The sequence below is a fragment of the Microbulbifer sp. THAF38 genome, assembly GCF_009363535.1.
Lineage (GTDB): Bacteria > Pseudomonadota > Gammaproteobacteria > Pseudomonadales > Cellvibrionaceae > Microbulbifer.
The window spans coordinates 4,215,250-4,241,043 of sequence record NZ_CP045369.1 but is presented as its reverse complement, the minus strand read 5'-3'; the positions used below and the strand labels follow the sequence as shown (position 1 = coordinate 4,241,043).

Sequence of the window (25,794 nt, the reverse complement as noted above, 5' to 3'; positions counted from 1 at the left end):
TGCCTGTGTTTCGGCGCGGGTGGATTGTCGTCTGAAACGGGGATGGAATTAGCCGCTCAGAGGCAAAAACGCCCGATCAGATTGCGTAATATTTTTACCATCGGTTCTATACGCTCGAGCCCCAGGTATTCATCCGGTTGGTGGGCCTGGTCTATGTCGCCGGCGCCGAGCACGATAGTGTCAATATTCATGCTCTTCAAGTAGGGGGCTTCGGTACCAAAGGCGACGCTCTCGGCACTGTACCCGGTGAGCTTCTCCGCAACCCTGACCAGCTCGGAATTTGGGTCCTGCTCGAAGGGCTCGGTGCCGGGAAACAGGGAAACCATTTCGAGGTGAATTTTATGTTTCTCGATACGAGCCTGCAGCCGTTCATTTAATTCGCTGCGCAGCTCTTGCAGGGACATGCCGGGCAGAGGGCGTACATCAAATTGCAGTTCCGCGTTGCCGCAGATCCGGTTGGGGTTATCACCGCCGTGAACACAGCCGAGGTTTAGGGTGGGAACAGGGACGATAAATCCAGGGTTTTTGTACTTTTCCTGCCACTCCCCGCGCAGGCGCAGTAACTCTCCAATTACCGAGTGCATGGCCTCCAAGGCATTGGCACCGAGGCTTGGGTTGGAGGAGTGCCCGGACTGCCCAGTAATGCGTACAGCCTCCATCATTACGCCCTTGTGCATGCGAACCGGGCGCAAGCCGGTCGGTTCGCCAATTACCGCATAGCGGCCGTGGGGCCGCCCTGCTTTAACCAGTTCTCTGGCACCGGTCATGGAGGTCTCTTCATCGGCGGTGGCGAGAATGGTCAGGGGATGGCGCAGAGGTTTATCGACAAAGCTGCGAGCGGCTTCAATGGCCAGGGGGAAAAAGCTTTTCATGTCGCTGGTACCCAGGCCATAGAGGCGATTGTCGCGCTCCTGCAGGCTGAATGGGTCAGATTGCCAGCGCCCATCATCGAAGGGAACTGTGTCGGTGTGCCCGGAAAGGATCAAACCGCCTTCGGCGCCCTCGCGTGCGCCCAGAGTGGCAATGAGGTTGGCTTTATTCACGCTACCCGGCAAGGGCATCAGCTCTACAGCGAAGCCCAGGTTTTCAAGCCAGTCCGCGAGTATCTCCACCACTGGCCGGTTACCCATATCCAGTGCTGGATCGGTGGCACTGACACTGGGGCAGGAGATTAATTGCCGAAGTTGAGTCTTGAACTCAGGTACTGCGATAGGCGCCATGGGGATTGTCCCTTGTTTTGTTGCGTCGCTCGTTGAGGATAACCGCCAACGCGATCGCACATCCACCTAGAGCCAGTCTGGGAATGTCTGCATCGCGGTTCCAGATTAACAGGTTGGCCAGCAGGCCGGCGGGTACCAGGGCATTGTTCATTGCGGCAAGGGTTGCGGCGGAGACCTGGGTCGCGCCCTTATTCCATAGAAAATACCCAAGGCCGGAGGCTATAAGGCCGAGCCACAGCAATACGCCCCACTGGGTGGTGGTTTGCGGGTATTTGGGTCCACCCAAAATTGCCCATGCGCTCACGGTGACGACTGCCGCTCCCAGGAAAAACCAGCCAAAAGTCTGCCTTGTGGGAAGCGCTTGTTCCCGCTGCATAAATTGCTTGTAGGCGACCTGGCCGATAGCAAAGCACAGGTTAGCCCCCTGGACTACAACGAAGCCCAACCAGTAATCGCCATTGGGGGAGTCCCAGCGAATAATGGCCGCCCCGGAGACCGCAATAAGTGCGATGGCCAAATTCCACAGTGACAGGCGTCGCTCAATCAGGTCGTATAGCAGTGCAATGTATAAAGGGGTAAATATGGTAAACAGCAGCACCTCAGGCACGCTGAGTAGCAGAAACGACTGGTAGTAAAACAGGTACATTGCGCCCAGCTGCACGGCGCCAATCGCCATCAGGGTAATAGCGCTGCGGGCACTTGTACGCCGCCATTGCAGCAGGGGCAAAAACACCAGCGCGGCTAATAAAATTCTTGTCATCGCCGAGAAATAGCTGTCTACCTGGCCAGCGAGATAAACGCCGATGAGGCTAAATGAAAAGGCCCAGAGTAGGGTGACAAGGATCAATAGAGGCATGGTGACGCTTTCTCGGGAGCGGAAGATATACGGCTAGCAGTAGCTGGTGAGTATTGCGTGGGTGAACAATAAATGGAAGTGGCCGTCACCCACAGCTGTGAGAGGCAGGCAATGGAGATGACTCAATCGAAAGTGCTGGGGCTGGAGCATAGTTTGTCGCTGAATGGCGTTGCTGTTACATACTGCGATTAGCCCGACTGTTATTGCGAGCCACCTGGTTGCCCCAGCGCAGCAGGTTCACATTGCAATCATTGCGGTCGATAAGCACTTCAATCAGGCATAAGCCATTGCGCTTCTTGGCTTCTGTAATGGCTTTATCGAGTTCCCCCTCGCTGCTGACCTTGCACCCCCAGGCATTGCCTTCCCCGGCGCTGAATGTTTCGACTAGCTGGGCATAATCCCAGTTTTTAATGGTGTTGTAGGGGCCATCGTGGATCTCCACCTCAATGGTGTATCCGCCATTGTTGATCAGGAAAATAATCGGGTTAACCCCGTAGCGAATCATGGTGGAGATTTCCTGGGCGGTGAGCTGGAAGGAGCCATCGCCGATGCAGGAGATCAGGCGGCCTTTGCTCATACCGAGTGCGTAGCCGAGACTCGCCCCCACAGACCAACCGATGCTTCCATATTGCATCTGAATTTCAAACTGTGCCCCCTCGGGTAATGAGAGCTCCATACCGTTAAACCAGGAATCCCCAGTTTCCACAAGCAGGGTACTTTTGCGATCGAGCAATTTTTGTATTCGCGCGAACAGCTGTCGGGAGGTGAGCGGCGTGTCGGGTTTACCGGGCTTGAGAATATATTTGGGGCTGCTAACCCGGCGGTAGGCGGTCAGGGCGCCATCGTTTGCGCTCAACTGCCCGGCAAGGGCATCCAACAGATCCCTCATATGCACATTGCTGTAGCAGGTCTCCCCCAGTTGTACCGATGTAGGTTGAACAATGATGGCCTTTTCAGTTTGAAAGCACAGTTGGTGGCCTGTGGTCGTGTAATCGGTAAACAGGGGGCCTGCAAATAGGAGTGCATCTGCGGTGTCCACTATTTCACTGCAGCCAGGAGTGCTTACCGGCCCCCAGTAGATGCCCATAAAGCTCTCCATAGTTTCTGGAAGCAGGCCCTTGGCGTCCGGCATGGAGGCGAGTCCGTATTTACAGCTGTGCGCCAAATTGCACAGAGCCTCCTGGGCATTTGCCGCGCGCACCTTGCTGCCGGCTATCAGTACAGGGCGTTCAGCGGCGTTTAGGAAGTCGGCGATATGTTCCACTGCGGCGGCGAGGGAGTCGGGGTCACTCGTTGGCCGGCGGGCAAAACCCCGCGGAATGGGAGCGGAGGTCGGAGCGCTGGCAACGTTGGCGGCGATCTCTATATAGACCGGCTTGCGACGCAACATGGCGGTGTCCAGGGCGCGATCAATGGCCGCGGGTGCCAGCCTGGGGTGGTGGATGATTACGGTTTCTGCGGTGACGTATGAATACATCTCCCGCTGGTAGCCGTAATTCACCTTCCCCAGGGTGTGGTGCAGGTATTCCCACTCGGCTTCCGAATTCGTATTTGGCCCCCCGGAAATAGCGATCAGGGGGAGGTCTTCGGCATAGGCACCGGCAACCGCGTTGATCATGCTGAGCCCGCCAACAGAAAAGGTCACCACAGCTGCGGAGGGTCCTCCGGTTGCCCGGGCATAGCCGTCGGCGGCATATCCCGCATTCAGCTCGTTACAGCAGCTGATCATCTGCAGGTCCGATTCCAGCAGTAGCTGGTCGAGCAAGACCAGGTTGTAGTCGCCAGGTAGGGCAAAGTAGCGGTTGATCCCCACATCTTTTAATCGCTGTGCCAGGTAGGTTCCAACGGTCCAATGCTTGGTTTCTCGTGTATTCATGGGGCTATATTCGTTTTCAGCGGGTGAAGGCCTGGTATGGAGGCGGATCTAGACAGGTGAAGCCGTGCCTGGGACAGCTTAGTTCAGTTTCAGAGCGGAGATAGAGGGGAGAAAGAGGGGGAGAGACTGGAGCATTTGCCAGGGGGCGCGGCGGACCAAGATGAATACTTTGGAAATCAAAAAAGGGAAGCTGAGCTTCCCTTTTTTGACGGATACTACGTGACTGTTATCAGCCAAATAATCCCTTGAAGAAGTAGAAGAACAGGATCGCAATACCGGCACCTGCGGGCAGGGTAACCACCCAGGAGGCGGCAATCGTGGTGATCATGCGCAGGTTCAGTGCGCCGATGCCCCGGGCCAGGCCAACCCCTAATACCGCGCCTACCAGGGTGTGGGTGGTGGAGATAGGCAGACCGGTGCCGGAGGCCATCACTACGGTGGCAGCGGCGCCGAGCTCTGCAGCAAAGCCGCGGCTGGGTGTCAGCTCGGTGATCTTGCGGCCGATAGTCGCCATCACCTTGAACCCGTAAGTAGCGAGGCCGACCACGATACCCAGACCCCCGAGCAGCAGAATCCAGGAAGGCATGGTTGCCTTAGCGGTTACCGCACCCATTTGGATGGTATTGACCACCGCCGCCAGCGGGCCCACTGCGTTGGCCACATCGTTGGAGCCGTGGGCAAAGGCCATGGCACAGGCGGTGAATATCATCAGGATGGCGAAGACGCGCTCTACGTTGGCAAAGCGGTTTTCTGCTTCGATAGAGGGGTCGCGCTTAATACGCTTGAGCATGGTGACGCCAATTCCGGCGACGATCAAACCGGCAATCGCGGCGATACCGGCATCCTGCAGGAAGCTGAGCTTGATATCCGCATCTTTGAGAACGTGCTTCAGGCCTTTGGTCAGGGTCACCATGGCGATCATCCAGCCCACGGCAAACATGTAGAAGGGGATATAGCGTTTGGCGTTGGCGAATGGATCTTCGGTGTCGAGAATCAGGCGCTGCACGCTGCGGAACAGCAGGAAGGAAATGGTTCCTGCCAGCAATGGGGAGACCACCCAGCTCGCCACAATACTGCCTACCTTGCCCCAGGCCACCGCATCGGCAGAGATACCCACGGCAGAGAAACCGACAATGGCGCCAACAATGGAATGGGTGGTGGATACCGGCCAGCCGAGAATACTGGCCACGAGCAGCCAGGTGCCTGCGGCGAACAGGGCGGACAACATGCCGTACACGAGCAGCTCAGGCTGTGAGGCAAAGATCTCAGAATCGATAATGCCTTTGCGGATCGTGGCGGTTACCTCGCCACCAGCCAGATAGGCGCCGGCAAATTCGAAAATCATGGCGATAATAATCGCCTGTTTGATAGTCAGTGCCCGCGAGCCGACTGAAGTGCCCATGGCATTGGCGACATCATTAGCACCAACACCCCAGGCCATAAAAAAGCCCGCGACACAGGCCAATATCAACAGAACATGGCCATATTGACTAAGAACTTCCACGTTGAACCCCCTAACGTGCCAACAACAACTGCAAACGGTTACCCACGCTGTGGGCGCGATCAGCCAATTCGCCGATCCATTCAATCACCCGGTAGAGGAACATCACATCTACCGGCGGTAAGTCTTTTTCGATCGCGAACAGAGAGGCGCGAATTTCAATTTCCAACTTGTCCGACTTGCGCTCCAGCTCATCCAGCTCTTCGGTCATGCGCTTGGCGATAGTCACCTCGCGCCCGGCAAAGCCGCTCTCCAGCAATTCATCCAGTTCATTGATTGCGCGCAGGGCCTGGGCGGAAGTGGCCACGGCGCTTTCAACAAATGTGGTCATCAGAGATTGCAGGCTCTCGGGAATCTGCATTTTCCGGCCAATTGCCAGCCCGGCGATATCCTGTGCCGTGTTGGCCACTTCGTCCTGGGCGTGCAGCAGCTCCAGCAGGTCGGAGCGGGAGACAGGCATAAACAGACTGTCCGGCAAGTGCAGGCGCAGGTCTCTCTTGATGTCATCGGCGCGATTCTCTGTAGCAGAGATACGCAATTGAATCTGCTCCGCCTCCTTCAAGTCGCCTTTAATCAGGGCGTCGAAGAACGGGATCAGGTCGGCCGAAGCCTCGTGGGCCGTAGCCATGTGCTTCTCGATCGGTTTGATCGGTGAGCGGCCAAACAGATTGGCAATATTCGACAGGGCCATGGTTTGCTCCATTGCTCAGGGTGCGAAAACGGCGGCATGGTACCCCAATCGGGGCCACTTCGGTAATAGTGCGTTAACGATGCACTGTCCCCGATAGTTGTTAGGGCTACAATGCGTCGTCATATGAGAATAAGGGGGCATGCCGATGACAGAGAGCAGAGCGGCAGACAGGTTGCTGGATTTACGTGGGTTGCTGGAGGATCTCGTTGCCCAGGGCTACGTGAGCAGGCTGGATGCGAACCGTATTGTGGGCACGCCGCGTACCGCAGAGCAGGCACAAATGCACCCGCTCAGCTATATCGCCAGCTGCGACCTGGCCAACCAGAAGGCCCCAGGTATTTTGCTGGGCGACGAGTTGCTCAGTGCCTGGCTGGCGGAGAGCGCTGATCACCCCCTCTACCATATCGACCCGCTCAAGGTGAATGTGAGCGCGGTGACCGAGGTGATGAGTTTCCAGTTCGCCAAGCGTCACCAGATTCTGTGTGTCGAGGCCGGGGCGGAGGAACTCACTGTGGCCACGGCCCAGCCCTTTACCCACGGATGGGAGGAGCAGCTGGAACACACCAGCGGACGCCGGGTGCGGCGGGTGGTGGCGGACCCGGCGGATATCAAGCGCTACTGTGTGGAATTTTACTCCCTGGCAAATTCTATTTCCGGTGCCAGTGGGCTGCAGGGCACCTCTGCGGCGAATAATTTCGAGCAGTTGTTAGAGCTGGGTAGCCTGAAAGACCCGGAAGCCAACGACCAACACATCGTCAATATCGTTGACTGGCTGCTGCAGCACGCTTTCGACCAGCGTGCCAGTGATATTCATATCGAACCCCGGCGCCAGGTAGGGCGTATACGTTTCCGCATCGATGGAGTCCTCCATCCGATCCACGAACTACCCGATCAGGTCAATGCGGCGGTAACCAGTCGCCTAAAAATCCTCGGGCGCATGAATGTGGCGGAGAAGCGCAAACCCCAGGACGGCCGAATCAAGACTAAACGTCCCGATGGCAGCGAAGTGGAGTTGCGCCTTTCCACTTTGCCCACCGCTTTCGGTGAGAAGCTGGTGATGCGTATCTTCGATCCCGAGGTACTGGCGCGCTCCTACAGCGACCTGGGGCTCGCCGGTACGGACCTGGCCCGCTGGCAGGCGATGCTGGCACGACCCAACGGCATTGTGCTGGTAACAGGCCCTACCGGTTCGGGTAAGACCACCACCCTGTATACCGGCCTTAAGCAATTGGCCACCAGTGCGGTTAATGTCTCCACAGTGGAAGATCCCATCGAGATGGTGGAGGAGAGTTTTAACCAGACACAGGTGCACCACGCTATCGGCTTCGATTTTGCCGCGGGCATTCGCACCCTGATGCGACAGGACCCGGACATCATCATGGTGGGGGAAATCCGAGATCTGGAAACCGCACAGATGGCGGTGCAGGCGGCACTTACCGGCCACCTGGTAATCTCCACTCTACACACCAACGATGCTCCTACGGCGGTGACTCGTCTATTGGATTTGGGCTTGCCGCACTACCTGCTCAAGTCCACCATCCTCGGGGTTATGGCCCAGCGCCTGGTGCGAACCCTGTGCCCCTCGTGCAAGCGCGAAGACACCATCGACGAGGCCGACTGGCATTCCCTGGTTCGCCCCTGGAAAGCGCCTCTACCCGAAAAAGTGTATGCCCCCGAGGGCTGTCTGGAGTGCCGCAACACCGGCTACAAGGGCCGCCAGGGTATCTATGAAATCCTGCCGTTCAGCGAAGCGGTGCAAACCATTATCACTCCCGACTGTGACTTGCAGCAGCTTCGTCGCCAAGCTATGCGCGAGGGTATGAACAGTCTGCGTTTATCGGGGGCCAAGAAAGTGGCCGCTGGCTTAACTACCGTGGCGGAAGTATTACGTGTGGCACCACCGCCGGATATCGCTTTTTAATAGAGCTAAATTTCCGCTACAAAAAGTGTGGGATAAAGTGTGGAATAAAAGTAGCTTGGAATAAAAGTAGCTTGGGATAAGAACTGTGGGGCGGTAGTGCTGCCCTGCAGAATTCCTCATTTGGAAATAAGGATCGATTCCGCATGATTGATAGCGCCATCTGCCCCGAACCCCTGTGCTCGCAATTGCAGACTCTGTGGCGAGATTGGAGTGAGGCTGCGGGCCCCGCATTGGTTGCCGAAGTAGAGGCGTTGCTGCAGGATCAGACGCTTGGGCTGGCAATGGCACGCAGCTTTATCGGTTCTGAATTCTTTTATCGACAGTGCCGGCGCGATCCGGATTTCCTCTTGGAGTTATTGCAACAGGATGATCTGGGTCTGCAGCTGCCCAGTTTTGATAGCGATGAAACTCTAGATCTGGCCCTGCGGCAGCTGCGTAACCGAGCGACCGCCGAGGTTATTTTCCGGGACTTTGCCGGCCAGTGGGATATCCCCAGGGCCTGCCTGCGCCTCAGTGAACTGGCAGAACTCGCTATCAACACGGCCCTGCAGTGGCACCACAGCCAGCTGGCACAGCGATATGGCGAGCCCCGGGATAGAAGCGGCCGGGCTCAATCTATGGTGGTGCTCGGTATGGGCAAGCTGGGCGCGCGCGAGCTGAACCTCTCCTCCGACATCGACCTGATTTTTGCCTACCCCGAACCGGGACATACTGACGGCGATCAGTGCGTAGAAAATCAAAAGTTTTTCCAGCGCTTGGGTCAGCGACTGATCAAATCCCTCGATGCCATTAATGCCGAAGGCTTTGTGTTTCGCGTGGATATGCGTCTGCGCCCCTATGGTGACAGCGGCCCTTTAGTGAGCCATTTCGCTGCGCTGGAGGATTACTACCAGACCCAAGGGCGTGAATGGGAGCGCTACGCCATGGTTAAGGCGCGCCCGGTGGCAGGTGATCAAGGCGTTGCCGCTGAGTTGATGGAGCTATTGCGGCCATTCACTTACCGCCGCTATATCGATTTCAGTGCTATCGACGCCCTGCGCGAGATGAAGGCTCTGATACAGCGACAGGTGCGTGCCCGCGGACTGATCGACAATATCAAGCTGGGGCGCGGAGGTATTCGTGAGCTGGAATTTATTGTGCAGGCTTTCCAGTTAATTCGTGGCGGACGGGTGCCTGCACTGCGAGAGCGCAATTTATTAAAGATACTGCCATTATTGGAAACTGACGGCCATGTGGAGCCCGGGGTTGCCGATGAACTGGCCAACTGCTATTTGCTGTTGCGCCGGGTGGAGCACGCCTTGCAGGCCTATAAGGATCAGCAGACCCAGGCGCTGCCGCAGGATACCGCAGAGCGCGAGCGGCTCGCATTCGCCCTTGGCCGTGACAGCTGGGATCAGTTGGTTGGGGAGTTGGCAGCCGTTCGCAATGTGGTGGAGCGGGAGTTCGATACGGTCATTGCGCCACCGGAGGAAATCGCCGAACCCCATGTGGCGGAGGAGTGGCAGGGATTGTGGAGCAGCTGTGGCGACGAGACCGGTAAAGAGGTCAATCTACAGACCCTGGAAAATGCGGGATTCACTCCGGCGCCGGAGGCCCTGGACCTGCTGCGGGATCTCAGCGTCTCTCCTATGGTGATGGCACTGCCGGCGTCCTCGCGCGAGCGGCTGGATCATTTTATGCCCCTGCTACTGGCCGCAGCCAGCTTGCAGGAGCGACCGCTGTTGGTGCTCGGTCGGGTTCTACCCCTGGTGCGCTCGGTACTGCGCCGCAGTGCCTACCTGGTACTGATCAATGAAAATCCCCCGGTGCTCAGCCAGCTGGTACAACTGTGCAGTGCCAGCCCGCGGATTGCCGAGCAGCTGGCGCGCCACCCCATCTTGTTGGACGAACTACTGGACTCCCGCCGCCTGCTGGCACCGGCGACGGCGGAGGATATTGCCGATGAGCTGCGCCTCGAGCTGTTGCGTGTTGATCCCGCAGATCTGGAATTGCAGATGGAAACACTGCGCTATTTCAAGCAGAGTCAGAGCCTGCGTATTGCCGCTCAAGAGGTCAGCGGAGCCTTGCCACTGATGAAGGTGAGCGACTCCCTCACCTGGTTGGCAGAGGGGATATTGCGACAGTCGCTTAATTTGGCGTGGGCACAGATGGTGGACAAATATGGCCTACCCGCAGGGGCAACCGCCGAGAACATGCACTTTGCCATTGTCGCTTACGGCAAGCTTGGGGGCCTGGAGTTATCCCATGGTTCAGACCTGGATATTGTATTTGTGCACGATGCGGACCCTCAGCTTGCTACCGACGGTGCAACCAGCATCGACAATTTGCGTTTCTATACCCGCCTGGCGCAGCGCCTGATCCACATCCTGCAAACCCGTACCCTGAGTGGACCACTGTATGAGGTGGATACCCGTTTGCGCCCTTCGGGTAACTCGGGGCTGCTGGTCACCTCCATGAAAGCCTTCGAAAAATATCAACGCGAGAGTGCTTGGACCTGGGAGCATCAGGCGTTGGTGCGCGCCCGCCCGGTTGCGGGGAGCGAACAGCTCTGCAGTAACTTTGAGGCCCTGCGCTTGAGATTGCTTTGCGAGCCGAGAAATGAGGGAAAATTGCGCGAGGAAGTGGTTGGGATGCGCGATAAAATGCGCTCCCACCTGGATAAGAGCAATGATCAAAGTTTCGACCTGAAACACGGCCCGGGCGGTATTGTCGATATTGAATTTTTGGTTCAATATGCTGCTCTGGCCTGGGCACAAACTTCGCCCTCGATCGTGCGATACACCGATAATATTCGCATTCTCGAAAGTCTGAATGACGCGGGCCTGATGCCGGCCAAACAAGTCGAGCATCTGATCGACGCCTACAAAGCCTACCGATCTGAAGGTCATCGCCTGGCACTACAACAACTGCCAGGGATAGTGAGCGATGACCGCTTCACAGCGGAAAGAAAGACCGTTCTAACAAACTGGCAGCAATTGCTTGGTTAAACCCCAGCTTCACCCTGCTGCCCGATTAAACTGTTTTTCAGGATTTGTAGGAGTTGCCCCATGTCTTTTGCCGACCGCGACGGCGTTATCTGGTTTGATGGTGAATTGGTTCCCTGGCGGGATGCCCGCGTGCATGTTCTGACTCATACCCTGCATTACGGAATGGGGGTCTTTGAGGGGGTGCGCGCTTATGAGACCGATCGCGGAGCCAGTATCTTTCGCCTTCAGGATCACACCCGCCGTTTATTCCGCTCTGCGAAGATCATGAATATCCCCATGCCCTACGATGCGGATGAGCTGAATGAAGCTCAGCGTCTTGTGGTAAGGGAAAACAGCCTCCGGCACGCCTACTTGCGCCCAATGGTATTTTACGGCTCTGAAGGTATGGGGCTGCGCGCAGAGGGGCTAACTACTCATGTAATCGTTGCCTCCTGGGAGTGGCCCAACTATATGAGCCCAGAGGCATTGGAGCGTGGTATCAAGGTTAATACGTCCTCTTATACCCGCCACCACGTGAATATCAGCATGTGCAAGGCCAAGGCCAACGGTAATTACATTAACTCGATGCTGGCCCTGCAGGAGGCGATTCGCAACGGTTGTGAAGAGGCGCTGCTACTTGACCCAGAGGGCTATGTGGCCGAGGGCAGTGGGGAGAATTTCTTTATCGTCCGGGACGGGACTATTTATACCCCAGAGCTGACCTCTTGCCTGGATGGCATCACCCGCGACACCGTGATCGAGCTGGCCAGGGAGTGTGGCTATCGGGTGATAGAAAAGCGTATTACCCGGGATGAAGTCTATATCGCCGATGAGGCCTTTTTTACCGGCACCGCCGCAGAGGTGTTACCCATTAGCATGCTCGATGGCCGCTCCATTGGCAGTGGTCGCCGCGGCGCAATCACTGGTCGCTTGCAGGGGCTTTATTTCGATGTGGTACATGGCCGCAGCACAGCACACCGAGGCTGGTTGAGTGATGTGGATGACGCCGGTTTGCAAAATGGTGGCCATATTGCCGTTGCCTAGACTATAAGGTCCGGGTTTAACTTATTCCAGATAGGGGGGCTCTAAGAGCCCTCCCCAATTCTTCTCCAGGGGAAAGTAGTACCCTGCCCGCTGTTCTCGTAGAATGCCTAAGTTAATTATCCCTCTGTATTCTGTGGGTGTCCGCCCATCGCAGGTTTAATGTGAATCGAAAGCGTTGAATGGTGAGTTCAATCTTTGACCCTGCTTGATGGGATACCGATTTAATGAGTCATTCAGGGCCATGGGAGTCATTGGTGTTACCAATTAAAAACCTTGCAAAGGATTGGAAAGGCATTATTTCTCAATTTTGGCAGCGCAATGCGTTGATCGATGTATCAGTTAGACTACAGATGCTCGGAGGAGCTTTGCTGCTTCTTTATGCGGCATTATTTCCCTTAGCTAGTGACTATGCAGATACTGCTAAAAAACTTTTAGTTGTTCTTACTTTCTGGGTGCTTTTCACCCGCGGAAGAAATTGGCTGAACTCACCAGTCGGCTGGTTTTTCGCTGCTTCCTTATTAGTGCAGGTGTTATCCTGGGTTGGCATGCTGGTGGAACATCCTAGCTGGGCTGAATCCTCGCCAAAGCTTCACCGCCTGGGGCAGTGGTTTTTATTTGCTGCTATTGCCTGTTGGCTGGGAGGCAGTACTCGCAATACTTTAATTCTCTGGTTGACGGCTTTAATCGCCATACTTTTGGCTCCCTGGATTGCGGGAGGAGGATTTTCTGAGTGGGCATACGGAGCCATGGGGCAGCGGGTCGAATTTGGCTTTCATAATGCCCAGCATACTGCAATTATCTTTGGTGTTGCGCTGCTCGGATTAGCTGTTTTTTCAAAGCGAATATTTAACTATTCAGGACTGTTATCCGTTCCAAGTTTAGCTTGGGCCGTTGCTGTTGGTATATGTGCTCTTGCCGTGCTTTATTCACAGACTCGTGCGATTTGGTTTGCTATAGCGATATCTCTGTTTGCGCTACTAATAGTTTACGTAGTGGTAGTTTTTCGCAAGCCGGGTAAAGGCATTTGGTTGCGCTTGCTGTCTTGGGGAGCGGTTATCGGTGTAGCTATTATCGCCCTTTGGGTGAAAGTTGGGGATGTGGTGATCAAGCGCCTTGGATTAGAGAGGAGTACAGTTGATGCCTTGCTCTCAGGTAACCTTGAATCCATTCCCTATTCCAGTATCGGTGTCAGGATACACAGCTGGCACGCTGCGGTTAATTGGATAGCTGAACGCCCATTCCTCGGTTGGGGCGGTAAAGGTCGGCGTCTTGTTATTCAAAACCTGCAGGATATGCCACCGGAATTTAGAAACTCTATCGGGCATCTGCACAACAGTTATCTTGACCTGCTCGTGAACTATGGGTTTCTAGGGGCCTTGGTGTGGGGAGCGTTTAATTGTTGGTTATTCTTGGCAGCTTATAAAAGCTGGCGTAAGGGCTTTTTACCGGGGGATTTCTTCCTTTTTTATATTGGTTTTATGATTCTTTGGCTGATTGCTAATTGTTTCGAATCTTATCTTTTCTATTCCAGCGGACATTTTATATTTGGCATTGTAGTTGCGGGGATTGCTACTCATATTTTTCGAAGCAAGAGCACTCCTGAGCAGGGCCGGGCTGTTAGTGAGTGAATATGAGGGGGGGAGTCCCCCCTCAGTGGGGCAAGGGCGACTTATCCTTTGGGGCGCCCTACACAATAATACTCGATCCCACCCTCGCTCATATACTGGGGCTCATAGAGGTTGCGGCCATCAAAAATAACTGGGTTGTTTAGCGCATTAATAACTGCCTTAGCATCAATGGCTTTAAATTGTTGCCACTCGGTAGCGATAATCAGGGCATCCGCTCCAGATAGCGCAACCTCTTTGGTACCACAGAGTTGCATATCTTCGCGTACACCGTATATCCGTTGACACTCCTCCATTGCCTGAGGATCGAAGGCCTGAACCTTTGCGCCGAGCTGCCAGAGCTGCTCCATTAAGGTGCGGCTGGGCGCTTCGCGCATGTCGTCGGTGTTGGGTTTAAAGGCAAGCCCCCACAAGGCAAAGGTTTTCCCTTTCAAATCCTCACCAAAATGTTTGGTGATTTTTTGTAGCAGGTAGCTCTTCTGGGTTTGGTTACGCTCCTCCACAGCATTCAAGATACTGGGGGATACGCCCATTTGGGTTGCCGTCGCTATCAGTGCTTTTACATCTTTGGGGAAGCATGAGCCGCCATAACCGATGCCTGCGTAGATAAATTGGTAGCCAATGCGAGGATCGGAGCCAATACCCTGGCGTACCTGCTCGATATCAGCGCCCACATGGTCGGCGATTTGTGCCATCTCATTCATAAAACTGATTTTGGTGGCCAACATGCAATTAGCTGCGTATTTGGCCAGTTCCGCACTGCGAACATCCATGGTGATGATTTTTTCATGGTTGCGGTTGAATGGCGCATAGAGCTGACGCAGAGCATTTTCTGCTGAGGCGCTGCGGGTACCAATAATGATGCGGTCTGGTCGCATACAGTCGCTGACTGCCGAGCCCTCTTTGAGGAACTCGGGATTTGACACCACCTCGAAGGCGATATCTTCGGCGTTGCGTTCAGTCAGTCGATCAGTAATTGCCTGGCTCACCAAGTCTGCGGTGCCAACGGGAACCGTAGATTTATTGACGATTACTTTAGGGCTACCCATATAAGTGGCGATAGACCCGGCCACCGCGAGCACATGGCGAAGGTCGGCCGAACCGTCCTCATCGGGAGGGGTGCCGACTGCGATAAATATGACTTCTCCGTGCTCAACGCCCTGTGACGCATCAGTACTGAAATTCAGGGTGCCATTTTTCAGGTTGCGCTCTATCAGTGGGGATAAGCCGGGTTCATAGATGGGAATAACCCCTTTTTTCAGGTCTTCGACTTTCTTCTCATCAATATCAATGCACAAAATATTGTGGCCAACTTCAGCCAAAACTGCGGCTTGAACTAGTCCCACGTAGCCGCTGCCAAATACCGTTACATTCATGAGTATCCCATTACCTGTCGCTGGAGGGGCTTTGTTGCCCAAAAATCATGCGCGCAAGTGTATCAGATATTGTTACCCTGCCCTGGTGGGTACTCGGCATATCTTATGTCTCTTGTTCGTCGCCAGGGGGACAATAAGTTATGCTTATGGGCTTTTATGCATGGGGTTAACTGGCTTTGCAGCTCAGGGTTTGGCGTTTTCTCGATGGTAACCGGGCGCATGAGAAACAAAGTGCGGCGTTGGTTCGTGGCCTGGATAAAAGTTTTGCCGGGCAGGTACAGAGTTTTGATATCCCGGCTGAGTTGAGTGCCTCGCGCATCTTCCTGGGACGTGCGCAGGAGCTCAACCAGCTGCCCAAACCGGATTTCCTTATTGGCACCGGGCGCAAGAGTCGCCTACCGATGTTGGCTGCGCGCCACCGTTTTGGTGGACGTATTGTGTCGATCAACCGCCCACAGTTGCCGTTCAGCTGGTTTGATTTTGCGATTGTGCCCGAGCATGACCGACCGCCGCCGCTTGAGAATATTATTCTAAGTCAGGGCGCTCTGACCGAGCCGTTACCCGATATTGTTCCTCAGGTTGGGAGAGGATTGATCCTTCTCGGTGGTCCGAGTAAACATTATTCTTGGGATATTCAGTCGATTCGCACCCAAATCACGCCACTATTGAGCCAGCCTTTGGAGTGGCAGATTTCCAACAGCCGCCGAACACCAGCGGGCACACTGGAAGAACTGTCTGGAGATAATGCCAGCCTTATCGACTGGCACTCATGCCCCCCCGGTTGGGTTCAGGAGCAGATGGCGACAGCTGAGCAAATCTGGGTGAGTGAAGACAGTGTTTCCATGTTGTTTGAGTCGCTGCAGAGTCGCGCACGGGTAGGGGTGATCCGGGTTTCCGGCCGGGGTAAGTCCAATAAGGTCCGTGCCGCGGTGCAAAGGCTGATCGATCAGGGGATAGTCAGCGAACACCTGGAAGAAGTGTTGGCCCAGCCACAGCGTCAGCCTCTGGACCAGTACCTGCTATGTGCCAGGGCACTTTTACGTCGCTGCGGACTCCTGGCAAATTAGCCTTTCAGGCCGCGCGCCTCAAATTTTCTCCAGGGTACCTTCTTATCGGAAACCTCCCACTCCACTCGAAGCCACATACGCTGGATTCGACGGTGGATATAGCGTCTAGCAAAAAAGCGGGAAAATCGCGGCAGCGGCAGGAAGGAGGCACAACCTAAACCATCGATAAGGTAGATCTGCAAACGCCCATTTTCTCGACGTAAAACCAAGTTGTGAGCGATCAGGTTTTTGGTCAGTACTTCGTATTCCAGCAACCAGCCGGCAAATTCTTGCAGCGCTGTACGCACTTCTTCATCCAGGCCGTGTTTGTTTAAGTACTGACGTAGAGTGGGGGCTGGAGACCCACTCTCATCTAGAACCATATCTGTGACAGCCGCTGGCCCGAGGCTGGTCTGTTGAATGCCATACCAGCGAGGCAGGTGCTGCCATAGTCCGGCTTGATCCCGTTGCAATGCTCTCTGGCTATAACCCTCCAGCTCGCGCAGGTTATCGTCAAAGCTGTCCAGGCCGCGCCATCGTTTATACCAGGGGGCCCTATCCAACAGTATCTGTGTGCGCCCTGGGCGCATCACTTTGACACATAAGAGGGAGTCTTGTGGATGCTGATAGCAAAATCGGTTGCCCCCACTGGCGAAGGGCTCACGGTTATTCAAATCTATCATTGAGCCGCCCTCTTTCTGCTGTCGAGCATTGTGCGATAGATTTCCATGGTATGGGCAGCCTGTCGCTCTAAGGTAAATTCCTCGGTGAGATGAGGTTTTAGTAGGGGAGTCTCCAGTAATTCCAGTGTGCGCTCGAGGAGCATTTGCTGGTCCCCTTTATTCACCAGCCCCTGTGGGAAACAAGCTTGTAGGGACTCGGCTGGGCCACCGATGTCATAACCGATAATCGGAGCGCCTATCGCAGCCGCTTCGATCACCGTTCGCCCAAATGGCTCCGGGCGCTGCGAGAGATTGAAAACCAGAGCGGATTGTTTATACCAGTAGCGAATATCAGAGCGGTGCCCAACAAAACTGATGTGATCCCCAACCCCCAGTTTTTGCACTTTTTCTTTTAGCTCTTGTTCGTAATGGAGCTTATTCGCTTCGCTGCCACCGAGGATTACTCCATGAATTTGGGGATTTTGCGGAGCGAGCTTGGCAATTAGCTCAATAAAATCTTCCTGGCCTTTCCAGCGGGTCAGGCGCCCCGGCAGTAGTAACCAGCGCTTTCCCTGAAGTTGTGGAAATTCGCCGCATGTCTGTTCCATCCAGTTAGCCGGAAGGCTTATCTCTGGGTGAAATTCGGTGGTATCCACCCCCCGGTAGACAATCTGAGGGGGCCTTTGTAGGTCGTTGGGATAGTTGTCCTGCAGGTAATCGTTTACGCATCTGGAGATGGCGATAACCTGCTCGGTTTTCGCCATGATCGCACTGTAGCGGTTGGTGGAATAGAGCCCATGTGCGGTGCTCAATAGCCTGGGGCGGCTTTCTTCAGGCATTTTTTTCCAGGCCAGGTAGGTAAGCCAGGCCGGCACTCGGGAGCGAACGTGCAGAATGTCCGCGTTTAGTTCGTGTAACAGCTTACGCAGAGGGCGCACCTGCAACAGGCTGGTCAGGGACTTTTTGTGGATCGGTAGGGTGATATGCTGCGAGCCTTCACGCTGCAGCTGCTCCACCATGCGGCCACCATTGGAAATGACGATGGATTGATGTCCTGCTCGGACTAATGCACGGGCAAAATCCACGGTTCCGCGCTCAACTCCGCCCGAGTTCAAGGCGGGCAGTAGTTGCACAACTTTCAAGTGACCAGCTCCGAGTAACCAAGAAGAAAATGTTCTGCCAATGATATGATGACCAGGCCTTGGTTTCCTGGCAGAAGACTCATTATATGCAGTGAAGCCTAATCCAGTACAGTTGGTGGTACAGCCTACCAGCATTTGTTTACTTCTTGTGAAGCCCTTTTTGTCGATGCGAGTTCTGTATACCTTTATTTTTCGAGCGGCGATTCCATTTGTTTTGCTGCGTCTCTGGTGGCGCGGTCGCAGCCAGCCCGAGTATCGGCAGCGCCTTGGAGAGCGGCTGGGAAAAGTGCCGGAACGCCTCAGCCGTACACCGTTGCTCTGGGTACACTCAGTTTCTGTGGGTGAAACATTGGCGGCGATACCGGTGATTGCCCAGCTGGCGGCTCGCCATCCCCATTGGCAGTGGTTGGTGACTACGAGTACCCCCACTGGCTCGGAGCGAGTGACCGAGGCGTTGCGCCCCATTCTTGGCGGACGCTTACTGCACTACTACCTGCCCTATGATCTTCCCGAGTGCCTGACTCCATTTTTGCAGGCTTTGCGCCCAAATATGCTGGTGATTGTGGAAACTGAACTGTGGCCGAACCTTTTGCATCTCTGTAAGAAAAACAATATTCCCACGTTGCTGGCCAATGCCCGGCTCAGTGAGAAATCCGCCCGGGGCTATGGCAAGCTGCCGAGGCTTACCCGGTCGATGCTGGCGGACCTGGACAGGGTTGTCGCCCAGTATGACGTGGATGCCCAACGATTTATTGATTTAGGCTTGCCGTCACAGCGAGTGCAGGCCAGTGGCAATATTAAGTTTGACCTGAATATTGATTTGGGGCTGGCCAGTGAGGCTCAGGTTCTGGCTCATCAGTGGCGTGGCGCAAAGGAGCGGGCAAAGGGGCGTAAGGTGTGGTTGGCGGCCAGTACTCACGCTGGTGAGGATGAAATTATCCTGGGTGCCTACAAAGAGCTGGTCGAAACTTTTGCAGATTTACTTCTGGTATTGGTTCCCCGGCACCCCCAACGTTTTGAGAGTGTCGCACGACTCTGCCAGGAACGGGGCTTTAGAGTAACCAGGCGCAGTGAGGGGCGGGCGCCTTCAGCTCGCGATCAAATACTCCTGGGGGATACCATGGGAGAATTGCTGCGCTTCTTTGGTGCCTGTGATGTGACCTTTGTGGGTGGCAGCCTGGTTCCCGTCGGCGGGCACAATATGATTGAGCCGGCGGCTTGGGGAGTTCCTGTTGTGTGCGGGCCTTTCCTGCATAACTTCGCTACCGTTTCCCAGCTATTGAAAGAAGCAGGTGGTATGGAAATTGCCGAGGATGCAGCCGCTTTAGCTGCTCAGTTGAGCGTGTGGTTGAAAAATGATCAAGAGCGTATCTCTGCAGGGCAGTGCGGCAGGGATGTCGCACAGGAAAACAGCGGTGCATTGCAGCGTCTGTTGGATGAAATCGAAGGCTTGATGTCTGGTTTGGAGGGCCAGTGAGTGGATTTGAATCCACTCACTGGCCAGTAAAACTTACTTGGAGGGAGCGGCGGCGCCGGCCTCGGCAACGCGGGATACATGCAGTGCCGGGTTCAGCATAGCGTCCAACTCCTGCAAGTCTTTGGGTGACAGCAGTCCAGATACTTGCTTGAGATTGAGAGTATTTAGAATGTAGTCGTACAGGGCATTGGCATAATCCGTTTCCGCCTGGAAGAGGGTGCGTTGGGCCAGTAGTACATCGACGATATTACGCGTGCCCACTTCGTAGCCCGCCTGGGTTGCTTCCAGGGCGCTCTTGGCGGAAACCACTGCCTGTTGCCGAGCCGATACGCGGGAGACATCGGTGACTACCGCGCGGTGCAGGGTACGGGTGGTCTGGATAGTATTGCGCTCGGTCAGGTTGCGCAGATCTTGGGCCTGGAAGGATAGGTTGCGAGCCTCACGGCGATTAGCACTGAGCAGACCGCCGGTGTAGATGGGGATATTCAAGGTTATTGCAGCAGCAGAATCCCGGAAGTCCTGGTCCCGTGAGAAGGTTGTCGATCGATTTTGCTCCTCGAAAGGTGGGTCGAATATAAACTTGGACCTTTGTTCGCCATTCGAGGTGAATTTATTGTATGAGAGAGAACCTGTCAGTGTGGGCAGGTGCTCACTGGCGGCAGAGCGGGCGTTATAGCGGGCTGCCTCGGCATTGAGCCGCGCGGCTTTTAATGTGAAGTTATTGGCCAGCGCGAAATCGACCCAGTCGGCGCGGTCTGCAGGCACCGGCGGTGCTACCTGGAAGCTTTCCACTAGCGGCGCAACTTCATCATGGTTGCCGCCGGTAAGCACAGATAGGGCATCGAAGTTGCTGAGCAGGTTGTCCTGAGCGGTAAGGCGTCGCGCTACGGAGCTGTCGTAGGCAGCCTGGGAGTCGTAGACGTCGGTAATTGCCGTCAGCCCCACTTCGAAGCGCTGCTGGGTCTGCTCCAGCTGCTTGGCCAGCGCTTTTTCTTCAGAGACGGCCGCTTCCAGCACATCGTAAGCCCGCAACACATCAAAGTAGGCGGTGGCAACACGAATCATCATATCCTGCTGGTTGGCGCTATACTCTGCCGTGGCCAGCTTGGTTAGTTTTTTGCCTTGCTGATAGCCAAACCAGGCAGGGGCATCAAATATTGCCTGGCTCAGACTCGCATTGTATGTCCTTTCGTTAAAAGTACCCGAATCTCGTTGAAGAAAATCGATCAGATCAAGGTCAACATCGGGAAACTCTTCTTCATCAACAGGTTCAGCGCTTGCAAATTGATTGTTCTCGTGAACCCTGGCCGCCCGGATTTGAGCATTCACCTGCGGCAACAGGGGAGCGCGCAGCTGGTTTTTGGCCTCAACTCCAGCGTGATAGGCGGCGCGATCTGCGGCTAACTGGGGGTCGTTATCCAACGCCTGCATATAAATATCCCACAGGGTGTCGGCCTGGGCCTGCATGGCGCCGAAGCCCAGCAGGGTTGCGGCGATTAGTTTCTTCAGTGGACGCAACTGGCGGCCTCGCGGCTCTTTGCGGTTACTTCTTTTCATCTGTTTCAACTTCCTGTGGCGGGTGCGGTCTTCAAGCTTCTGTCAGTTATTTGGAGCGGCACTCGAGTTCTGATTCTCGGTGGGTTCCTTTGGCTCGCATTGTCTGATGGCGCTGCCAGTCTCCCCAATTAGCAGTCGCGAGAGTGTACCCGCGGCTAGTCTAAGCGTCGAGGCGACGCTTTGGGCTTTTTGGTATATCTTCGTTAAACCGACGCGAATGTGCGTTTACCGGTAACTGCCTGGCAGTATCAGGGCAGCATTGAATAGGGCAATGGCCCTACATTGCAATAGACGCGCCATCGAAGTATTTGGATGCGGCAAAAATTGTGCAGAATAAGGCAAGGACCTCTGGCACATGAATCAGCTGCGCAACACTAAGCCGATACCCTGGCAGCGTGCCTGTCATGAATGTGATCTGCTATTGACCGGCGGTTTGGCACCGCCAGGCCAAAAACTGGTTTGTCCTCGATGCCGTTGCACTCTGCACCGCAACAGCAATCACAGCGTTTATTACACTATTGCCCTGAGCCTGACTGGGCTATTGCTATTTATTCCCTCGGCCAGTCTGCCGTTACTCACGTTCTCACTTTTCTCTTTTGGTGCCGATAATACCCTATTGAACGGCGTAAACTCCCTGTACAAAGCGGGTTTTATCTGGCTGGCATCTCTGGTGCTGTTTTGCAGTGTATTGGCACCCTTGGGAAAGTTCCTACTGCTGTTGTTTATCTGCTGCGGCAGTACCTGGAAGTTCCTGGATCGGGCGGTTGCTTTTTCGGTGCGCTGGTACCAGCACATCAAGGAGTGGGGCATGTTGGATGTCTACATGCTGGGCATCCTGGTGGCGCTGATCAAATTGAGGGACCTGGGAAAAATGGATGTGGAACCGGGGCTCTATTGCTTTGGTGCCATGATGTTGGTGGCCAACCTCTCCTCCCTCAGCTTCGATCAAAATGCTATTTGGCAACGCTTGGCACTGCGGCGTGACTTGCGCAGGGCTGCGCTATGAGTGCTCCGCAGAAAGCGCTCAAAAAGGGAATGACCAGCTGCCTGAGCTGTCATCAGCTGATTATTTTACCGGCCCGGGGAGGGCGCTGCCGCTGCCCTCGCTGTGGTGCGAGTGTCTATGGACGCATTGATGGCAGTTTGATGCTTACCTGGGCGCTGACAATCACCGGTGCTCTGTTGTTACTGCCAGCAAATATCCTGCCGATTATGAGTGTTATTTACCTCGGTGCCGGTGAACCCAGCACAATTATCAGCGGTGTGATGCAACTCTATAACAGCGGTATGTGGGGGATTGCCCTAATTGTTTTTGTGGCCAGTATTGCCGTACCGGTAATGAAGCTGCTGGGGTTGATATTGCTATTAGTGCAGATTCAGCTGCGATTGCATTTTGTGCCGACCCAGGCGATGAAAATTTATCGGGTGGTTTCCGGAATCGGGCGCTGGTCGCTATTGGATCTATTTATGATCTCGATTCTTGCGGCCCTGGTGGATATGGGGTTTATCGCACAGGTAGCAGCCGGCCCTGGTAGCACCGCTTTTGCCTCGGTGGTGGTGGTTACCATGCTGGCGGCGCGCTCTTTCGACCCGCGCTTGATCTGGGATGCACACGATGGAGATCTGTATGCAACTGCGGTAGAGCCGGAAACGGCTCACAGGAGTGCGGCAGAAAATGGCTGACAATGTGCCTGAGGATAATGACGTTATAGAGCCCCGGGCTTATGAGGGCGCCCAGCGTGGGCAGGTTCGCAGGAGCCGGGGTCTGCCGCTTGTTTGGATATTGCCACTGGTGGCCGGTCTGATCGCCGCCTGGTTGCTCTACCAAGATATGGCTGAAGGGGATGTGCACGCGAGCATCCTGTTTCACTCCGGCGATGGCCTGGTGAAAGGCAAAACGGTGGTCAAATATTCGGGTGTGGATATAGGCGTTGTTCAAGATGTACGTCTGGTACCCAATGCTAAAGAATTAAACGGCGCCGATGGCGTGATGGCGGAAGTCAGTCTCAACCGCAGTGCCGAGTATCTGCTCGTGGAGGGCACCGAGTTTTGGGTAGTGAAACCGGAGCTGTCCATTACCGGCATCAGCGGATTGGAGACTCTGCTATCGGGCAACTACATCGCCGTGGAGTCCGGCAGTGGCAAACGCAAACGGGAATTTGTCGCTCTGGATCGCCCGCCAGCATTTGTTCGTGGCGATGGCCTGCGCGTGGTGCTCAAGTCCCGCAGGCTCGGCTCCCTCAGTCGAGGGTCACCGGTGTACTACCGCCAGTTGCGCGTGGGGCAGGTGGCAGACTACAGCCTCGATGAAGACGGCAACCAAGTTGGGATCGAATTATTTATCCGTCGCGAATACGCCTATCTGGTACACCGGGGCAGCCGCTTTTGGAACAGTTCTGGGATTTCGATTGAGGGGGGAATCAGCGGTATCAGTATTAACCTAGAATCTCTCGCTGCCCTGTTTGCCGGTGGTGTCAGTTTTTACACGCCGGAATCCCAGCGTCAGTCGCCACTGGCGGTCAACGGCACAGAATTCAAACTGTATAAAAATTTTGCCGCGGCAGATGCGGGAATTTCTGTCACCCTAAATTTTGATCGAGGTGTCGATGTGACACCCGGCAGTACCAAGGTGTATTACCAGGGAATCAAAGTGGGGGAGGTCAGTCGCGCTAAAGCCAATGCCAGTATGAATGGAATGGAGGTCAGGGTGTTGATGGACCCAGCTACCGACGACCTGCTCAGTGAAAATACGCGTTTCTGGTTGGCGCCGCCCACCTTTGATTTTAGTGGTGGCCTGAATGAATTAATTCAGGGCAATCGCATTGAGGTAGAGCTGCGTCGCGGACAGCGCTCCCAACGCACTTTTTCCGCTCGTGCCTCGGCGCCACAAATGGACCCCAGGGTGCCAGGGCTGCATTTACGTCTTACCTCCCGCAACCCGGGCTCACTGCAGCGGGGGGCTCCCGTTTATTTCCGCCGTATCGAAGTGGGCAAAGTGCAGGGAATGGAATTGCGCAGAGACGGCGAAGGCGTTGAGGTGTATGTGGTGATCGAACCCCGCTATGCGCACCTGGTTAAGCCGGGTACCCGTTTCTGGAATATCAGCGGGCTACGGGCTAGTGCGAGTCTCAGTAGCGGTATCGAGGTACAGGCTGATTCACTGATGTCGCTACTGCGCGGTGGTGTCGCATTTGGTATGAGGCGCGATGACCACGAAAAGGGCGGGCCTGTGCAAAATGGCGACCAGTTCCCCTTATACCGCAGCCGCGAGGCAGCGTTGGAGGAGGGCATTGAGATACACATTTATTTACCCAATGCCGAGGGACTCAAGGTCGGGGCTCCATTGCGCTACAAAGGCGTACAAATTGGGGAAATAACCCGTTTGCGTCTCGGCAGGGATCTCAGTGAGGTACAGGCGCGAGCGAAGCTCTATCACCGTGGAGGTAACTTTGCCCGTGCCGGCACTCGTATCTGGGTGGTGTCGCCACAAATTGGCATTAGTAAAGTTGAGCATCTGGATACGCTCATTACCGGCCGCTATTTGGCCCTTGAGCCTGGCGGAGGGCCCCCGGAAACAGAATTTTATGCCGAGTTACAGGCCCCGAAAGAGGACCTTGCCGAAACCATGAGTCGACCTGGTTTGACCATAATACTCGATGCCGCCAGGCGAGGCTCTCTGGTGGCGGGCAGTCCCGTCTATTACCGCCAGGTTCAAGTTGGGGAGGTTACCGGTTTTGAGTTGGGAGAGTGGGCGGACCGGGTATATATCTATGTGCATATCGAACCGCAATACCGTCCGCTTGTGCGCGAGTACACAGTTTTTTGGAACGCCAGCGGTGTAGATGTGAATTTTGGGCTGAAAAGTGGTCTCAACATTAATACTGAGTCTGCTCAGGCCCTGATTAAGGGGGGAATTGCTTTTGCCACACCCGAGCCGCCATTTATGGGATTCGAAGTGGAATCCGGCAGCCACTTCCCGCTCTATCCTCGTGCGGAGCCCAAGTGGTATAAGTGGAGCCCTAAGATAGAGCTGTATAATTATGCAGAACCGGTCAAATAAGTAATAAAGTCAAGGAGTATTTATGCGTTACATAACCATGGGACTAATGACACTGCTGTTTTTGGCCGGGTGCCAGGAAATGCAAGTGGAACGGGTGAATACGGGAGCCCAGCCGGTGGCTTTTTCCACTTATAAATGGGGAGTAACGCCCCTCAACGATGTGGATGCCTCTGCACAATTGGTGGAGCTGGATGAGGAAATGCGCGGCACGGTGGCGGCCCAATTACAGCAGCGCGGTTACCGGCAGGTAGCCCAGGACCAGGATGCGGATATGGTCGTGGATTATCAGGTGGCTGTGGTGGATGAGTTTTTTTCCGGAGATACCCGGGACCCAAGCTGGGATAAGCAGTTTGACAGCAACGCACCGCAAGATGTGGTGGAATTGCCACCACTTACCGATGCACCACTGGTGATTATGAGTGTGGGGATTGGTCGCCCTGATGGCGTGACAATTTGGGGTGGCAGTGCCAGCGAGCTGCTGACCCGCCCCGATAGTGTTGAACAGCGTCAACGCCTGATTTCACGAGGCGTCAGTGAATTATTACGGGATCTGCCACCAGCGTATCAGTGAACCGAATTATTATCGGTTTTTTAAGCTTCCCTACCTTACATCCCTCATCGCCGGCCATTGGCCGGCGAAGCTCTTCATATAGAAGCTCTTCAAATATCAGAGAGCTGCCAGTTATTGGTAGCAATATTACTGGTCTTTTTTGTTTTCACGGCTGCAGAGGCAAGGCCGTGAAAATACTTTGAAGGCTTTCTGCAATTTTTATA

General features: G+C 55.0%; 19 protein-coding genes. 10 read left to right on the top strand and 9 right to left on the bottom strand.

Translation table 11 applies throughout. The features are described 5' to 3' along the window. Positions 1-56: 56 nt before the first annotated feature. The 5 genes from argE to FIU95_RS18330 form a co-directional block, all read right to left on the bottom strand. A complete protein-coding gene (argE, locus tag FIU95_RS18350) occupies positions 57-1,220 on the bottom strand; it encodes an acetylornithine deacetylase (protein ID WP_152455307.1) in 1,164 nt (387 codons plus the stop codon). Continuing rightward, entirely contained in the window at positions 1,198-2,076 is an 879-nt protein-coding gene (locus FIU95_RS18345; protein ID WP_152455305.1) for a carboxylate/amino acid/amine transporter, read from the bottom strand. Before FIU95_RS18345 ends, argE begins: the two co-directional genes overlap by 23 nt. 175 nt (positions 2,077-2,251) lie before the next feature. After that, positions 2,252-3,952: a thiamine pyrophosphate-binding protein gene (locus FIU95_RS18340; RefSeq protein WP_152455303.1), complete on the bottom strand. Its 1,701-nt coding sequence runs from the start codon at positions 3,950-3,952 to the stop codon at positions 2,252-2,254. A gap of 229 nt (positions 3,953-4,181) precedes the next feature. Beyond that, positions 4,182-5,456, bottom strand: a complete 1,275-nt coding sequence (locus tag FIU95_RS18335) for an inorganic phosphate transporter (protein ID WP_152455301.1) — start codon at positions 5,454-5,456, stop codon at positions 4,182-4,184. Between the two features lie 10 nt (positions 5,457-5,466). Then, positions 5,467-6,144: a TIGR00153 family protein gene (locus FIU95_RS18330; RefSeq protein WP_152455299.1), complete on the bottom strand. Its 678-nt coding sequence runs from the start codon at positions 6,142-6,144 to the stop codon at positions 5,467-5,469. A gap of 145 nt (positions 6,145-6,289) precedes the next feature. Between FIU95_RS18330 and FIU95_RS18325 the strand changes: the two genes are divergently transcribed. From FIU95_RS18325 to FIU95_RS18310, 4 genes are all read left to right on the top strand, one after another. After that, positions 6,290-8,065: a GspE/PulE family protein gene (locus tag FIU95_RS18325; RefSeq protein WP_152455297.1), complete on the top strand. Its 1,776-nt coding sequence runs from the start codon at positions 6,290-6,292 to the stop codon at positions 8,063-8,065. A gap of 143 nt (positions 8,066-8,208) precedes the next feature. Continuing rightward, complete coding sequence (gene glnE / locus FIU95_RS18320) at positions 8,209-11,052, top strand: bifunctional [glutamate--ammonia ligase]-adenylyl-L-tyrosine phosphorylase/[glutamate--ammonia-ligase] adenylyltransferase (RefSeq protein WP_152455295.1); 2,844 nt, start codon at positions 8,209-8,211, stop codon at positions 11,050-11,052. Between the two features lie 60 nt (positions 11,053-11,112). Beyond that, a complete protein-coding gene (locus FIU95_RS18315) occupies positions 11,113-12,075 on the top strand; it encodes a branched-chain amino acid transaminase (RefSeq protein WP_152455293.1) in 963 nt (320 codons plus the stop codon). A 254-nt stretch (positions 12,076-12,329) separates the two neighbouring features. Next, positions 12,330-13,703 (top strand): O-antigen ligase, encoded by a 1,374-nt coding sequence (locus tag FIU95_RS18310; RefSeq protein WP_172975454.1) that lies wholly within the window; start codon positions 12,330-12,332, stop codon positions 13,701-13,703. Positions 13,704-13,744: 41 nt separating this feature from the next. Here FIU95_RS18310 and FIU95_RS18305 read toward each other — a convergent pair whose 3' ends face one another. Beyond that, positions 13,745-15,076 (bottom strand): UDP-glucose/GDP-mannose dehydrogenase family protein, encoded by a 1,332-nt coding sequence (locus FIU95_RS18305; protein ID WP_152455289.1) that lies wholly within the window; start codon positions 15,074-15,076, stop codon positions 13,745-13,747. Positions 15,077-15,252: 176 nt separating this feature from the next. Between FIU95_RS18305 and FIU95_RS18300 the strand changes: the two genes are divergently transcribed. Beyond that, positions 15,253-16,143, top strand: coding sequence for an ELM1/GtrOC1 family putative glycosyltransferase (locus FIU95_RS18300; RefSeq protein ID WP_152455287.1), 891 nt, complete (start codon positions 15,253-15,255; stop codon positions 16,141-16,143). Here the strand turns inward: FIU95_RS18300 and FIU95_RS18295 are convergent. Both FIU95_RS18295 and FIU95_RS18290 read right to left on the bottom strand, forming a co-directional pair. Next, positions 16,140-16,805 carry a YrbL family protein gene (locus tag FIU95_RS18295; protein ID WP_152455285.1) on the bottom strand — a complete coding sequence of 222 codons (666 nt, stop codon included), beginning with the start codon at positions 16,803-16,805 and terminating at the stop codon, positions 16,140-16,142. The genes FIU95_RS18300 and FIU95_RS18295 overlap by 4 nt on opposite strands. After that, positions 16,802-17,917: a glycosyltransferase family 4 protein gene (locus FIU95_RS18290; RefSeq protein WP_253869134.1), complete on the bottom strand. Its 1,116-nt coding sequence runs from the start codon at positions 17,915-17,917 to the stop codon at positions 16,802-16,804. Before FIU95_RS18290 ends, FIU95_RS18295 begins: the two co-directional genes overlap by 4 nt. 175 nt (positions 17,918-18,092) lie before the next feature. On the opposite strand from FIU95_RS18290, the gene waaA reads away from it, so the two are divergent. Continuing rightward, a complete protein-coding gene (gene waaA / locus FIU95_RS18285; RefSeq protein WP_152456457.1) occupies positions 18,093-19,403 on the top strand; it encodes a lipid IV(A) 3-deoxy-D-manno-octulosonic acid transferase in 1,311 nt (436 codons plus the stop codon). A 33-nt stretch (positions 19,404-19,436) separates the two neighbouring features. On the opposite strand, the gene FIU95_RS18280 is transcribed toward waaA, so the two are convergent. Beyond that, positions 19,437-20,960 (bottom strand): TolC family outer membrane protein, encoded by a 1,524-nt coding sequence (locus FIU95_RS18280; RefSeq protein ID WP_152455281.1) that lies wholly within the window; start codon positions 20,958-20,960, stop codon positions 19,437-19,439. Between the two features lie 355 nt (positions 20,961-21,315). On the opposite strand from FIU95_RS18280, the gene FIU95_RS18275 reads away from it, so the two are divergent. The 4 genes from FIU95_RS18275 to FIU95_RS18260 are packed head-to-tail and all read left to right on the top strand — an operon-like array spanning position 21,316 to position 25,591. Continuing rightward, positions 21,316-21,966: a paraquat-inducible protein A gene (locus FIU95_RS18275; RefSeq protein ID WP_152455279.1), complete on the top strand. Its 651-nt coding sequence runs from the start codon at positions 21,316-21,318 to the stop codon at positions 21,964-21,966. Continuing rightward, positions 21,963-22,643 carry a paraquat-inducible protein A gene (locus FIU95_RS18270; RefSeq protein ID WP_152455277.1) on the top strand — a complete coding sequence of 227 codons (681 nt, stop codon included), beginning with the start codon at positions 21,963-21,965 and terminating at the stop codon, positions 22,641-22,643. Before FIU95_RS18275 ends, FIU95_RS18270 begins: the two co-directional genes overlap by 4 nt. Then, positions 22,636-25,020, top strand: a complete 2,385-nt coding sequence (locus tag FIU95_RS18265) for a PqiB family protein (RefSeq protein ID WP_152455275.1) — start codon at positions 22,636-22,638, stop codon at positions 25,018-25,020. The genes FIU95_RS18270 and FIU95_RS18265 overlap by 8 nt, the downstream gene beginning before the upstream one ends. Before the next feature lie 22 nt (positions 25,021-25,042). Next, entirely contained in the window at positions 25,043-25,591 is a 549-nt protein-coding gene (locus tag FIU95_RS18260) for a DUF4136 domain-containing protein (protein WP_152455273.1), read from the top strand. The last annotated feature ends 203 nt before the right edge of the window (positions 25,592-25,794 follow it).

Excerpts from the sequence above, each read along its gene's own strand:
- argE (WP_152455307.1), bottom strand. The coding sequence starts at position 1,220 with ATGGCGCCTATCGCAGTACCTGAGTTCAAGACTCAACTTCGGCAATTA.
- FIU95_RS18345 (WP_152455305.1), bottom strand. The coding sequence starts at position 2,076 with ATGCCTCTATTGATCCTTGTCACCCTACTCTGGGCCTTTTCATTTAGC.
- FIU95_RS18340 (WP_152455303.1), bottom strand. The coding sequence starts at position 3,952 with ATGAATACACGAGAAACCAAGCATTGGACCGTTGGAACCTACCTGGCA.
- FIU95_RS18330 (WP_152455299.1), bottom strand. The coding sequence starts at position 6,144 with ATGGCCCTGTCGAATATTGCCAATCTGTTTGGCCGCTCACCGATCAAA.
- FIU95_RS18325 (WP_152455297.1), top strand. The coding sequence starts at position 6,290 with ATGACAGAGAGCAGAGCGGCAGACAGGTTGCTGGATTTACGTGGGTTG.
- glnE (WP_152455295.1), top strand. The coding sequence starts at position 8,209 with ATGATTGATAGCGCCATCTGCCCCGAACCCCTGTGCTCGCAATTGCAG.
- FIU95_RS18315 (WP_152455293.1), top strand. The coding sequence starts at position 11,113 with ATGTCTTTTGCCGACCGCGACGGCGTTATCTGGTTTGATGGTGAATTG.
- FIU95_RS18305 (WP_152455289.1), bottom strand. The coding sequence starts at position 15,076 with ATGAATGTAACGGTATTTGGCAGCGGCTACGTGGGACTAGTTCAAGCC.
- FIU95_RS18295 (WP_152455285.1), bottom strand. The coding sequence starts at position 16,805 with ATGATAGATTTGAATAACCGTGAGCCCTTCGCCAGTGGGGGCAACCGA.
- waaA (WP_152456457.1), top strand. The coding sequence starts at position 18,093 with ATGCGAGTTCTGTATACCTTTATTTTTCGAGCGGCGATTCCATTTGTT.
- FIU95_RS18280 (WP_152455281.1), bottom strand. The coding sequence starts at position 20,960 with ATGAAAAGAAGTAACCGCAAAGAGCCGCGAGGCCGCCAGTTGCGTCCA.
- FIU95_RS18275 (WP_152455279.1), top strand. The coding sequence starts at position 21,316 with ATGAATCAGCTGCGCAACACTAAGCCGATACCCTGGCAGCGTGCCTGT.
- FIU95_RS18270 (WP_152455277.1), top strand. The coding sequence starts at position 21,963 with ATGAGTGCTCCGCAGAAAGCGCTCAAAAAGGGAATGACCAGCTGCCTG.
- FIU95_RS18265 (WP_152455275.1), top strand. The coding sequence starts at position 22,636 with ATGGCTGACAATGTGCCTGAGGATAATGACGTTATAGAGCCCCGGGCT.
- FIU95_RS18260 (WP_152455273.1), top strand. The coding sequence starts at position 25,043 with ATGCGTTACATAACCATGGGACTAATGACACTGCTGTTTTTGGCCGGG.